This window comes from Pseudoramibacter porci (genome assembly GCF_009696145.1).
Lineage (GTDB): Bacteria > Bacillota > Clostridia > Eubacteriales > Eubacteriaceae > Pseudoramibacter > Pseudoramibacter porci.
The window spans coordinates 107872-121376 of record NZ_VUMO01000006.1; the positions used below are offsets into that span (position 1 = coordinate 107872).

General features: G+C 33.6%; 13 protein-coding genes. All 13 read right to left on the bottom strand.

Features of this window, described 5'->3' with window-relative positions; genetic code table 11:
• Positions 1-7 precede the first annotated feature (7 nt).
• Positions 8-496, bottom strand: a complete 489-nt coding sequence (locus FYJ52_RS05995) for a metallophosphoesterase family protein (protein WP_154576318.1) — start codon at positions 494-496, stop codon at positions 8-10.
• Between the two features lie 21 nt (positions 497-517).
• Positions 518-1132, bottom strand: coding sequence for an RdgB/HAM1 family non-canonical purine NTP pyrophosphatase (rdgB, locus tag FYJ52_RS06000; RefSeq protein WP_154576319.1), 615 nt, complete (start codon positions 1130-1132; stop codon positions 518-520).
• Positions 1132-1848, bottom strand: coding sequence for a ribonuclease PH (rph, locus tag FYJ52_RS06005; RefSeq protein WP_328598777.1), 717 nt, complete (start codon positions 1846-1848; stop codon positions 1132-1134). Before rph ends, rdgB begins: the two co-directional genes overlap by 1 nt.
• A 19-nt stretch (positions 1849-1867) precedes the next feature.
• The gene (gatB, locus tag FYJ52_RS06010; RefSeq protein ID WP_154576321.1) at positions 1868-3304 is read right to left on the bottom strand and encodes an Asp-tRNA(Asn)/Glu-tRNA(Gln) amidotransferase subunit GatB; all 1437 of its coding nucleotides are present in this window, start codon (positions 3302-3304) and stop codon (positions 1868-1870) included.
• 14 nt (positions 3305-3318) lie between these two features.
• On the bottom strand, positions 3319-4773 hold the full coding sequence (gene gatA / locus FYJ52_RS06015; RefSeq protein ID WP_154576322.1) for an Asp-tRNA(Asn)/Glu-tRNA(Gln) amidotransferase subunit GatA: 1455 nt from the start codon (positions 4771-4773) through the stop codon (positions 3319-3321).
• A 9-nt stretch (positions 4774-4782) separates the two neighbouring features.
• Entirely contained in the window at positions 4783-5070 is a 288-nt protein-coding gene (gene gatC, locus FYJ52_RS06020) for an Asp-tRNA(Asn)/Glu-tRNA(Gln) amidotransferase subunit GatC (RefSeq protein ID WP_154576323.1), read from the bottom strand.
• Between the two features lie 84 nt (positions 5071-5154).
• Complete coding sequence (ligA, locus tag FYJ52_RS06025; protein ID WP_154576324.1) at positions 5155-7122, bottom strand: NAD-dependent DNA ligase LigA; 1968 nt, start codon at positions 7120-7122, stop codon at positions 5155-5157.
• A 3-nt stretch (positions 7123-7125) separates the two neighbouring features.
• On the bottom strand, positions 7126-9342 hold the full coding sequence (locus FYJ52_RS06030) for an ATP-dependent helicase (RefSeq protein ID WP_154576325.1): 2217 nt from the start codon (positions 9340-9342) through the stop codon (positions 7126-7128).
• Entirely contained in the window at positions 9339-11399 is a 2061-nt protein-coding gene (locus FYJ52_RS06035; RefSeq protein ID WP_154576326.1) for a hypothetical protein, read from the bottom strand. Before FYJ52_RS06035 ends, FYJ52_RS06030 begins: the two co-directional genes overlap by 4 nt.
• 16 nt (positions 11400-11415) lie before the next feature.
• Positions 11416-11919 carry a DNA-deoxyinosine glycosylase gene (locus FYJ52_RS06040; protein WP_154576327.1) on the bottom strand — a complete coding sequence of 168 codons (504 nt, stop codon included), beginning with the start codon at positions 11917-11919 and terminating at the stop codon, positions 11416-11418.
• 60 nt (positions 11920-11979) lie between these two features.
• Positions 11980-12618: a glycerol-3-phosphate 1-O-acyltransferase PlsY gene (gene plsY, locus FYJ52_RS06045; RefSeq protein WP_154576328.1), complete on the bottom strand. Its 639-nt coding sequence runs from the start codon at positions 12616-12618 to the stop codon at positions 11980-11982.
• Between the two features lie 24 nt (positions 12619-12642).
• On the bottom strand, positions 12643-12930 hold the full coding sequence (locus FYJ52_RS06050) for a cysteine-rich small domain-containing protein (protein WP_154576329.1): 288 nt from the start codon (positions 12928-12930) through the stop codon (positions 12643-12645).
• Positions 12930-13502 (bottom strand): indolepyruvate oxidoreductase subunit beta, encoded by a 573-nt coding sequence (locus FYJ52_RS06055; RefSeq protein WP_154576330.1) that lies wholly within the window; start codon positions 13500-13502, stop codon positions 12930-12932. The genes FYJ52_RS06050 and FYJ52_RS06055 overlap by 1 nt, the downstream gene beginning before the upstream one ends.
• Between the last annotated feature and the right edge of the window lie 3 nt (positions 13503-13505).

Below are 13505 nucleotides of genomic sequence, written 5' to 3' on the forward strand. Positions count from 1 at the left end.
AATTATCCTAACTCAATTCAAACAGCTCGCCATTGACGCTATTATTATTTATTGTAATGATGCCATAAGAGGGGTTCTCACTATACCGCCCCCCCATAAGAGAACCAGGATTCATTAATAAAATTCCGTTTTTCTTCTCTAACAATTTGTGATGTGTGTGGCCAAATAAAACAACATTTGCTTTTTTAAGAGAAGCTTCATAAAATAATGCGTCTAAATCATTTTTGACATTAAATAAATGTCCATGTGTTGCATATACAATTTTATTATCAAAAGAAATTTTTGCGTAATTTAATCCATCAGAGCTGCCTTGGTCGCAATTTCCTTTTACTGAATAAATTGTTCGATTAAACCACACATGAATTTTTTTAGCATCTCGAACATAATCTCCTAAATGAAAGATTGCATCAACACCTAATTGATCGAGTTTGCAGACAGCATCTTGCAAATTTGTTAAATTACCATGGCTATCAGAAATTACCCCTATTTTAACCAAATCATCTCTCCTAAATATTATTTATGAATTGATTTTAGATCGTATCTTTTGACAGGCCTTTTTAATGGCAATTGCACGGTGAGAAATTTCATTTTTTTCTTCTAAACTCATCTGAGCATATGTTAAGCCTGATTTATTTTCAATAAATAACGGATCATATCCGAAACCATCATGTCCCGTTAATTCTGTTGCAATTTTACCATGTACAACGCTCCTGCATGTCCATTCTTCATTATCAGGAAAAATAAGCGCAATGCTACAGATGAATTCCGCGTCTCGTTCGGATAACGGAACATTTTTCATCGCATTTAATAATTTTTTGTTATTATCCAGATAAGTAACATTTAATCCAGCATATCGAGCCGAAAAAATACCCGGCTCACCATCCAGCGCATCTACGCAAAGCCCCGAATCATCTGCCAATAATATTGTGTGGTTTATGTCTTTGACGTATGGTTTAATTGCGCGAACTTTTATCAGTGCATTTTCTTCAAAAGTTGTTCCATCTTCAATGATGTCCACGTCAATTCCAGCTTCCCCCATTGTCATTATTTCAAAAGAAGAACCTAAGACATCTTTTATTTCTTTTACTTTGTTGTTGTTGCTTGTCGCAACGATAATTTTATAATTATTCATTATTTAATTCCTAACGCACTTTTTTGATCCGCTATCAAAGAATTTATTCCTTTTTTTGCTAGAAATAGAAACTTTTCTAGTTCATCTTGCGAAAATGGTCTTTGTTCACCAGTTCCTTGAATCTCAATAAATTCATTATTATCTGTCATGACGACATTCATATCGACTATGGCCTGTGAATCTTCGTCATAACATAGATCGAGAATTGGCACATCCTTGAATAGGCCAACGGAAATCGAGGCGACAAAACAATTAATTGGATTTTCTGAAATGATTTCCTTATTAAGTAACCATTGTATTGCATCGTACAAGGCAACAAAAGCGCCAGTAATTGAAGCCGTCCGTGTTCCTCCATCAGCCTGCAAGACATCACAGTCAATCTTGATTGTACGCTCGCCAAGCTTGCTCAGATCTAATGTTGAGCGTAAACTCCTCCCAATCAGCCTTTGAATTTCTACAGATCGGCTATCCGTTTTCCCGTTTCTGTCTCTTTTTTTTCTAGTTTTTGTTGAACTGGGAAGCATATTATACTCTGCCGTAATCCATCCACGTTCTTCACCGCGCATAAATGATGGCACTGTTTCATCGATCATTGCTGTACACAAAACTGCTGTTTCACCTGTTTTAATTAAAACAGAGCCCTGTGCATATTTTGTAAAATGTCTAATAATCTGAACAGGTCGCCCCTGATCACAGGAACGACCGTCTTTTCTAATAAATGCTTGATTCATATGATTAATTTATTTTTTTCGCTACAACTTCTCTGATAATTTTATTGGCTAATTGTGGATTTGCTTTTCCTTTTGTTGCTTTCATAACCTGTCCAGTTAAAAAGCCATATGCCTTTTTGTTTCCTGAAGAAATATCAGAAACAGATTTTGGATTGTCCTCAACAATTTTTTCGATAATTGTCTGAAGCTCTCCTTCATCTTGCATTTGTGCCCAATTATTTCTTTCAACAATTTCTTTTGGAGAGCCATCTTCTGTAAACATTTTTTCCATAACAAACTTGGCTATCTTCCCAGATATCATTCCATTTTGAATCAAGTCAATTAATTCAGCTAGATCGCTCGGGACAAATGGAATTGTAGAAATAGATAATTCTTTTTCCTTTAAGTGAGCTGGAATATCAACCATTAACCAGTTTGCAATTTGTTTTGGATGGTTAGAGATTTTCACAGTTTCTTCAAAGAATTGGGCCATTTCTTTAGAAGAAGTGATTAAATCTGCATCGTATTCCGGTAAATCATATTCCGCCATATATCTGGCTTTTTTAGCTTCTGGAAGTTCAGGCAATTCTGATTTAGCTTTTTTTATTTCTTCATCCGTTATGGTAATAGGTACTAGATCTGGTTCGGGAAAATAACGATAATCTTGTGCATCTTCCTTAGAACGCATTGCGGAACTAATTCCTTTAACATCATCCCATTTTCTCGTTTCTTGAATAATGGGATGTCCTTTTTTTAATTCGATAATTTGACGTTTACTTTCGTACTTGATCGCTCTTTCTAAAGCTCTAAATGAATTCAAATTCTTCATTTCTGTACGTGTTCCCAGTTTTTCAGTACCTTTTTCACGTACGGATACGTTAACGTCAAAACGAATTGAGCCTTCTTCCATTTTGCAGTCAGAGACTCCAGTATATTCCAAAGTATTTCTTATCTTTTCTGCAAAAATTCTTGCTTCCTCTGGGCCTCTAATATCAGGCTCTGAAACAATTTCTATTAGTGGCACACCGCAACGATTTACATCTACTAAAGTACCATCTGTCGATTCGTGGAGCAGTTTCCCGGCATCTTCTTCAATATGAATACGTGTAATACCAATCGGTTTTGTTTGGCCATTTACATTGATATCAACGGTTCCACCCAAACACAATGGGCGATCGAATTGAGAGGTTTGATATGCCTTAGGAAGATCTGGGTAAAAATAATTTTTTCTGTCCATTTTGCTGAAATTTGCAATTTTACAATTTAATGCTAGTCCAGCTCTTACGGCATAACGAACAACATCTCTATTTAATACAGGCAATACACCAGGCATTCCCAGACAAATAGGGCAAGTATGTGTATTTTCCGGATCTCCAAATTTGGTAGGACAAGAACAGAAAATTTTTGTATTAGTTAAAAGTTCGGCATGAATTTCCATACCGACGACGATTTCATATTCCATTTATGTTTCTCCTCTTATAGGCTCGGCTGGTTTTTTCTAAAATTGAATGATTGTTCTAAAGCCCATGCAGCTTGAAGAATTTTTTCTTCGCCCAATGCTGGACCTACTATTTGAATGCCAATCGGCAAACCTTTTTGATCAAGTTTCGTTGGAATAGAAACTGCCGGAATACCTGCGATATTTATCGGAACAGTAAAAGTGTCTGACATGTACATTTGCAATGGATCATCAACCTTTTCTCCAATTTTAAATGCAGTGGTTGCAGACGTTGGCGTCATAAGAACATCACATTGTTCGAAAATTTTATTGTATTCATTAATAATAACTGTCCGAACTTGCATGCCTTTTTTATAATACGCATCATAATAACCCGAACTCAAAGCATAAGTTCCAAGCATTATTCTTCGTTTTACCTCTGATCCGAAGCCCTCGGATCTTGTTTTATAATACATGTCGATATAATCGGTGTATTCCTTTGCTCTGTAACCGTAGCGAACACCATCATATCTAGCAAGATTTGAACTAGCCTCTGCACACGCAACAATATAATAAGCCGCCAAAGCCTGCTTAAAATATCTAAAGTCTACTTCAACAATTTCGGCCCCAGCATCTTTAAAAGCTGCAATTGATTCGTCCATTGCAGTTTTAACTTCTTCCTGTACACCTTCGGTATTAAAGTTCTTTAGAATACCAACTTTCAGCCCCTTTGCTCCACGCTTTAAATTAACGGTATAGTCTTTTTTGGATATATTTAATGAAGTGGAGTCTTTCGCATCATGACCGGCAATTGCGTTAAGAACGATAGCTGCATCTTCTACGTCTTTAGTAAAAGTTCCGATCTGATCCAGCGAAGAAGCAAATGCAATTAAACCATAACGCGATACCAATCCATAAGTTGGTTTTAAGCCAACAACACCGCACAAAGACGCAGGCTGGCGTATGGACCCACCCGTATCACTTCCGAGAGCGTAAGCTGCCATATCCGCAGCTACTGCAACCGCAGAGCCACCTGATGAACCACCGGGCACCGTAGAAAGATCCCAAGGATTTTTCGTCGTCTTAAAGGCTGAGTTTTCTGTAGATGAACCCATCGCGAATTCATCCATATTGACCTTTCCAAGCATAATACTGTCTAAATTTTGTAAGCGTTCATATACGTCAGCGCTATATGGAGGAACAAAATTGTATAGCATTTTCGATGCAGCTGTTGTTTTGATATCTTTCGTACAGATATTATCTTTTAATGCGTACGGAATGCCGGATAATATACTTGATTCAGTTTTTCCCTCACTATCAATTTTTTTGGCATGCTCTTTTGCGTCGTCTAAGCATTTTAATAAGAAAGCGTCGACTTTCGGATCAACCTTTTCAATGCGGTCTGCATATGAAGCAACCAATTCTTCAGAGGAAAATTCTCCTTTAGATAATGCTTCCTTTGTTTCATGTATTGTAAGTCTATTAATATTCATTATATCTCCTTAATCTAATACACGCGGCACTTTAAAACACCCATTTTCTTGATCTGGTGCGTTTGCAAGTGCAACTTGGTTGCTTAGTGGTGTGCCAACAACATCATCTCGAAATACATTACTTACTTGGAGAATATGTTCTGTTGGTTCAATATTAGACGTATCTACTTCATTCAAAGTCGCAACATAATCTAATACCGATCCCAATTCTTTTGCCATTTTTTTTGTTTCTTCTTCGTTGAAACGAAGTCTCGCTAGTTTTGAAACATAGGTTACTTCTTCGTTTGAAATACTCATCATAACTCCTAATTAATATTTAAATATAATACATTATAAATAAAAGAAACTACATTTTCAACAAACGGTTAACATGTCGTGCCATTAACTTTTGGTTGTAAATTGTCTTATGAATTCTTCTTCTGTAATAATTGGAATATTTAATTCCTTTGCTTTTTTATTTTTTCCACTTTTGCTATTTATATCGTTATTAATTAAATAATCTGTTTTCGCAGAAACACTACCCGTTACATGTCCATTTTGACTGATAATATAATTTTTTAGAGCATCTCGATTTTTGTAATGATTGAGTGATCCTGTGATAACAAAAGTTAGCTGAGCACACATTTGTTGCGAATTCGTATCAATTTGATTATCTTGTACCGTTAGTTGCTGAAGTAATAAATTTAATTCACTCGAGTTGTTTTCATACCATGCAATAATAGAAGCAGACATTTTTTCACCAATTCCATCAATGCACGAAAAATTTTTTTTATTTTTAGAAAAATATAAAAATTGTTTAAAGCCGATAGACTGAATAATTTTTCTTGCTGCATCGACACCAATCATAGGAATGCCTAGTGCAAATAACAGTTTCTCCGCATTAACATGTCTGCTGTTTTCAATTGCTTGCAATAAATTCTCTGTTGATTTTTCACCAAAACCTTCTAATTCTTTTATTTGAGTTTCATGGCTTTTTAACAAGTAAATATCAGAAAAATTTTTTATGTATCCTTGATTCATAAATTTGTTTAAAGTTTGAAGAGATAAACCGTTAATATCCATTCCGTATTTACTAACAAATCGTTCATATTTTTTGAGATGTTTTGCAGCACAATCGATATTTGTACAATGTAGTGTTTCTGCACCCGAAGATGATATTTCTATTTTTGTTTCATGATGACAGACAGGACACTCTTTAGGAATAGAAAATATTCCCATTGGTTTGGCTGAAATAATTTTAGGAATGATCTTATTCGCTTTAATGACTGTGACTTCTGTTCCACGTCCACCGATTCCCAAGCGTTTGCACTCACTGATATTATGAAGTGTTGCTCTCTTTACCGTGGTCCCTTCAAGATCAATGGGATCAAATATGGCGATGGGCGTAATTGTCGAAGCCGCACACGACCATTCTATTGTTTCAAGCTTTGTTGTTTTTGATGTATCTTGCCATTTATACGCAAGACCAGCGCGCTTTTCATGGTGACCGGTAGCACCGCCATTTCGTGCATACTCAGTATCATCAAAAACCATCACCAAACCATCTACAGGATAATCTAATTGATCGCTTGCAACTCTTTTACTCCATCGTGTGATTCCTTCTTCAATCCTCTCTGGATGTAATTTTTCCGCTTCAACTGGATGAAATCCTAACTTTTTTAATAATTTCATCCGTTCGCCCCAAGATACTATCTTTTCATCTGTGTGTACTAATGTAAATGGAATCCACTGAATATTACGCCGTTTTACTTCGTCAATATCTTTTAGACTCAATGATCCTGATGCAAGATTTCTTGGGTTAGCGTAATCATTATTGGATGAAAGACAAAAATTTTCAAAATCAGAATATTTGATAATTGCTTCACCTCTAATAACCAGATGACTTTTTAATTGAATTGTACGAGGAATGCCGTGAATCGCTTTTGCCAGTGACGTGATGTTTGTGCCAATTATTCCATTCCCTCGCGTAACTAAAGAGATTAATTCTCCTTGATCATAAGTTGCAACCAGCGTTAAACCATCAAGTTTCCAAGATAACCAAACATCTCTACCACAGGCCCATTTTACCAAATCATTAACATTTTTTGTCTTTGCTAATGATAACGCCGGATATTCGTGCAGCACTTTATCACCGTCGTTATCTTGTAGGGTTCCAACAGTTTGAGTGGGGCTATTGTCTAATACATAACCTGTTTGTCTCTCTAATTTACTTAATTGATCAAATAATTTGTCCCATTCATAGTTGGACATCAATTCCTCTCTGCCATTATAGTAGGCTTCAGAGGCATCGTTTAATTTTTTGACCAGTGATTCTATTAATGCTTTATTATCTAATGATATTGAATCCATATTTTACTCGTTTACTAATTGCACATAGGAAGGTGCAAGTTTTTTTATTCCTACTCCTGGAAAAGCAACTGAAATTTGATTCTTTTGAACATCAATAATCGTTCCAACGCCAAATTTCTTGTGTTTAACGCGGTCTGCCAATTGAAAATTGTTTTCAGATTTAGGTGTGAAAGTCTCCGATTTTTTGACCTTTGCGTATTTCAGACTTTGATTAAATGTGCGATGTTTAAATTTTGGAGAGGACACATTATTATGCACGTGTACATTCGAACTTGCATAACCTCTTTCCTGAAAATCAATATTTTCTTTTGGAAGTTCTTCAATAAATCGAGAAGGAATTTCTGGCTGCGTTCTACCGAAAATCGTTCTAGAATTCGCGTACGTCAAAAATAATCTTTTTTGTGCACGAGTTACGCCGACATAACAAATTCTTCTTTCTTCTTCCATTTGAGTTTCATCATCAAAAGAACGAATATGTGGAAAAATACCATCTTCCATTCCGGGCATGAAGACAACAGGAAATTCAAGGCCCTTTGCGTTATGAAGCGTCATGAGCAATATTTTTCCATCTTGATCGTTATATTTATCAGTTTCATTTGTTAATGAAATGGTTTCGAGATATGCTTGAAGTGATTGGTCATCGGAGTTCTTTTCAAATTCCACGGCACTAGAGATTAATTCCTGCAGATTTTCAATTCGAGCGTCTGCATTTTGAACATTCCCAGTTTTTAACATATTCAAGTAGCCTGTTTGATTAATAGTTTCTTCCAATAACTCTGCAACCCCAACAGTATTCGACAATTCAAGTAAGCTAGAGATGATATCCGTAAATTGCCTGATTTTTGTTCTGGTTGAAGGCGACAATTCTGGATTATCATCACAGTGAAAGGCTGATTGCAAAATACTGAAACCTTTAAAATCGGCGAAATCTTTTATTTTTTGAATTGTTGTATTGCCAATTCCACGTTTTGGCTCATTGATTATTCTAAGTGTATCTAAATCATCTTGCGGATTATACAACACATGTAAATATGAAATAATATCTTTAATTTCTTTTCGCGCGTAGAAATTTGTTCCGCCAATTAATTGATATGGCATATTATGTCGCATAAAGGTTTCTTCGAATAATCGCGATTGTGCATTCGTTCGATATAAAATCGCAATGTCATTAAATTTATAATGGTCTTCTTTTCTTAAGCTTTGGATTTCATTTGCTATATATTCCGCTTCTTCATTTCCTGAATTAAATGAGCGTAACGCGATTTGATGTGGATCTTCTGGATTATTAGTCCACAGCCTTTTATCTTTTCTTTCTTTATTATTTGCAATAATATGATTTGCTAAATTAAGTATAGATGGTGTAGAACGATAATTTTCCTCTAATTTAATGACCTTTGCGTTAGGATAATCTTTTTCAAAATCTAAGATATTATGAATATCGGCCCCTCTCCATCCGTATATACTTTGATCATCATCGCCGCACACACAAATATTTTGACTTTCCGACGATAATAAATTGACCAATTCATACTGATTGTGGTTTGTATCTTGATACTCATCAACTAAGATATATTTGAACTTATGTTGATAATTACTCAAAACCTGAGGATTTGTTTTAAATAAAATAATCGTATTGAGAATTAAATCATCAAAGTCCATTGCATTATTTTTTTTGAGTTCTTCTTGATAAACCTTATAAAATTGGGCTATTTTTTCTCTTCGAAAATCTCCTACCGCATCTTTTGCGTACTGATCAGGTAATATCGTTTTTTCTTTTGCTAATGAAATTTCATTTATAATACTGCCAAATGAAAACAATTTATCAGAGAAATTTAATGTTTTAATTATTTGTTTGTATAAACGTTTTTGATCATCTGTATCATAAATAACGAAATTCTTTTGATATCCAAGTAATTCCGCATATGTTCGTAGTATTCTCGAACACATGGCATGAAATGTATACATCCAAATATATCTGGAATCTTCAATATCCATTGCTGCAATTCTATTTCTCATTTCCTCAGCAGCTTTATTAGTGAAAGTAATTGCCAAAATTTGTGAAGGATAAGCTAATTTATTTTCAATTATGTAGGCAATTCTGTGAATAATGGTCCGTGTCTTTCCAGAACCTGCACCAGCTAATATTAGCAATGGCCCTTCTGTAGACAGGACAGCTTCTTTTTGTTGTGCATTTAAACCCTTTGTGATATCTCGATTCATTTTCTTTTTTCTGTTAATTCCTTTGTAGTCTCATTATTTTCAGCTTCAGAATCTTTTTTTTCCAGCATTTCAGATGGAATTTCTATACCTGCATCATATTCTAAGTTTTGCTGACATCTTAAAAACACAATCATAGAGCGCTGATAATTTTCAAAAAAATTATTTTTTTTAGATAAAATGCTCTTATTTATTAAATAATAAACGAACAATCCAAAGTAATATGCTTTTTGCGGCTCAATCTTTTTCAAATTAAGATAATAATTAAAAGATTGTTCTAGTGATGTATTTGAAGTAATTTGATCGCCATTAATCCGTATCCATTCCTCTGATAAGAGATCGATTAATGTTTGATTTAAATATTCCAACATGAGTCCCTTTGCAATATCAATATCATCAATCTTTAATGTCTTCATTAAATCCATTGCGCCTTTATCAAAAGCATGTGTGATCCGTTCTGTATAAATTGTATGATGTTTATATTGATTAACAATTGAAGATTGCTCGGAAAATAATTTTTCAAGAAACGGACTATCCTTTATCATTTCTTGATAAATTGTAAGCCATTCATCGTACATGCAAAATGGAATATATCCAAAAACGGCAAATAGCTTATCGCAAGTCCGTTTTAATTCTAATATTCGATCTCGATCAGAAAAAGTCTCATTTCTTTGTTCCATATAAAAGTCCATTTGATAATCACAATTATTTTTTACAAAGAAACGATTCATTTCATCTACGTTATCAATCTTCTTGCTATAAAAAATGATACCGTTTTGGTCATTCTTTTTTGATAAATTATGGTATCGATCCGGAATTTGAAGATATCTGATTCCTTGATAAAGCAGATTATTCAAAGGATAATAAATATCGTTGGGATAATTTTTTTCAAAAACAAACAAATATTTTTTTGACTGCTTTAAAAATAGAATGTATCCTCTGGATGTAAAGAATCCCCAAAAATGATCCGATTGTATTTCTGGTACTTTTATATTACAGTCGTCAATATATAAACAACGATCCTGAATATATTCGACGATATCATCTCTAGTTCTAATTCCTAAAGTTAAAAAATTAGTCAAATAATCTCGAATCAGTAAATCAATGATCACTCCGTAAGGATTGTAAATGTCAAGAACAGGTATTTCTTTCCTTTGTTTGATATTTTTCATAATAATCAACAAAACACTATCGATATGCAATGTTGAAATAGACGTATCTGAAAATAATTTTCTTAAATCCTTTCTAACCTGTTCACCCACCTGATTGAGGATTAATCTACGTTTTTGATCTTCTTTTTCTTTTAGTTGTTCATTAAAGTAATCGACTAGTTTTGTCATTTGCCGCAATTGATTATCGTCATTACTGTACAAAATAATATTTCGATCCTGAAATAATGATTCTGGATATTTAACATTTGAAAAATGTACAGATTGTAAACTATCTTGTTTTTTCAAAGAGTATTTAATTTCTTCGTTAATTGGGAAATTGACTTTGGTGACTTGTCTACCTTCTGTTTGTCGAAGCACAATCCCCCTTTTCGTTAGAAATAGATCCGTCCAAGTCTGGGGAACACTTTGGCTGCAATTTGCTTGTATTTGCTTAATAAATAATACAGTATTATTGAAATATTTACTATAGCTCAGTAATTCGGCATTTTCTAAATTAGCAGAAAAACCATAATCTAATATTTTTTTTATCAATTTTGATAATAGTTCTTTTTCAGAATATATATTTTCTGAATTTTCTCCTATGAAAACTTGGTAAAGTTCATCATTACGGTCAATAAAGTTTGGATTCATTTTTAACATCGCATCAATTGCTAAATAAATGATAGTATCCAAATCAACAGAAATCAAATTTGAAAAATTATAATCATTAAGTAATACTTTACGAATCGATTGCGTCATGACGTCAATCTTTGATATCGCATTGGTTAATAAGGAATTACATTTTGAACATAAATTACTGTATTCAATATTTAAATTCACATTTTTTAATTCATGCGCTCTTGAAAAGAACCCGATCTCTTTTCCGCATCGTTCACAAGAAATTTTCATGTTATTCCTTATCCTTTCATTTCAATACATCGATTATTTGATGATAATATTTAATTAATTGTAATAAATTCATTGAAGCATTTGCTGGACTAGTAGAAGGAAGATTTAAATAATTTATTTTATTTATTTCTGGATCTTTTGACCATCTTCTTCGAAATAAAGAATCCGCCTTTTTCCCCGTTGTTGCGATTAACTGAATGGGCGTTGTATCTATTATATAATGCAAATCATTATAAACAACATTTTTTATTGAAGAATCTGCGGCACCATGAATTTGGCAGCTTGCTACCACATCCCACAGTGCAATTTTTCGCATTTTCAAGTATGTCTTCTTTTCAGAAATGATATTAGGGACAATATTGTCATCAAATATCCCACACAATGTTTTCCAAAATCTATTTTGAGGATGACCATAATAAAAACCAGTTTCTCTAGATTTCGGGGAAGGAAAAGAACCTAATATTAATATTTGAGAATCTAAACAAAAAAAAGGATCGATATTATGTTTTATTTGTTCCATTGTTTTAATTATATTTAAAAATCCAAAATATGATATCTATCATATTTTGGATTTTACAAACTATTTTTCTGAATTTTTCATTTCAACATGTTGGCCAATTTTGCTTTCTTTACCTGCAATGATTCTTTTTATATTACTGCGGTGCTGAACATCTGTTGACACGGCCATAAAAATAGTTAAAATTAATGCAGGAGGATTCGTAAGTCCCCAAAATGCAAAAGTAACAAATGGTAAAATCGTCATTCCCGTTATTGAAGCTAAAGAGACCATTTTAAAAATAGCCAAAATAATTAAAGCTACACCGATACAAATTACTGCAATTCTCCAATCGTATAACAAAAATAATCCTATAGAAGTAGCTGTTCCTTTGCCTCCTCTGAATTTTAGGAGTGCAGGCCAATTATGACCACATAAAACTGCAATCCCAGTTCCAGCAATCCACATGGGATCAAGACCTACTATTAGATTGAGATATTTAGCAATGGCAATACAAAGGGTTCCTTTAAGTGCATCTAGTAAGAGAACCAATGCTGCATACTTTAGTCCCATTGTTCGCAGAACATTTGTTGTACCTGCATTTCCACTTCCATAATTACGAATGTCGTCGTGTTTTACTATTTTAACAACAATGTAAGCAAAATCTAAATTTCCAATGAAATAGCTTCCGATAAGTAATAATATCCCCCACATTACGTTCATAGCTTCTCTCCCATTATTATTAAATTATTTTAGATTTTTTTCACTTGATTCTTTTATAAATGCTTTTAATTTATCCATCACTTGATCATAATTTTCTTTTCTGTGTGGAAATACACAATTCGTACACACTTTTACCCCTTTTTTAGATATGTAAAAATTGCCACCACATTTTTCCCCTAAAGCGTACAGTGGGCAATAACAAAATAAGCAATTAAAATCGTCAATCTGTTCGTGATTCACCTGATGACAAGGAAAAAACTCACATTTTTTATGTTGAAAAAAGCGATAGTTTTGACCATTTATTTTGTCCATCAAACTAAATCCATTCCTTTTTTTATTGCAATTTGGTTCAATTCAATAAATTTTTTCTTTACGTTATTTGCAATAATCTGATCCCAATCAATATGATCTAATCCCATTGCCTTAACAATTGCACCTAATAAAATAACATTTGTAACTTTTTCATTGCCAAGTTCTTCAGCCAATTGGGAAGCATTAATTACGGTAACATCTGCTAATTTATTTAATTCACCAATAATATCTGAATGATATTTTGCCTTTCCAATAATAACGGGCATTGGCCAGATTTCTTTATCATTTACAATCACTTTTCCATTTGGTTTAAGATAATTAATATATCGCATTGCTTCCATTTTTTCAAAAGCAACAATAATATCAGCTGTTCCCGCTTCAATAACAGGTGACTGCACTTCAGAACCATAGCGGACTTGAGAGCTGACAGAGCCACCTCTTTGACTCATCCCATGTATTTCGCTCATTTTAACATCATATCCTGATGCCATGAGCCCAGTTGTTAATAATTTTGCGGCTGTAATAGTACCTTGTCCACCCACACCAACTAACAATATATTTTTTGTTTCCATTTT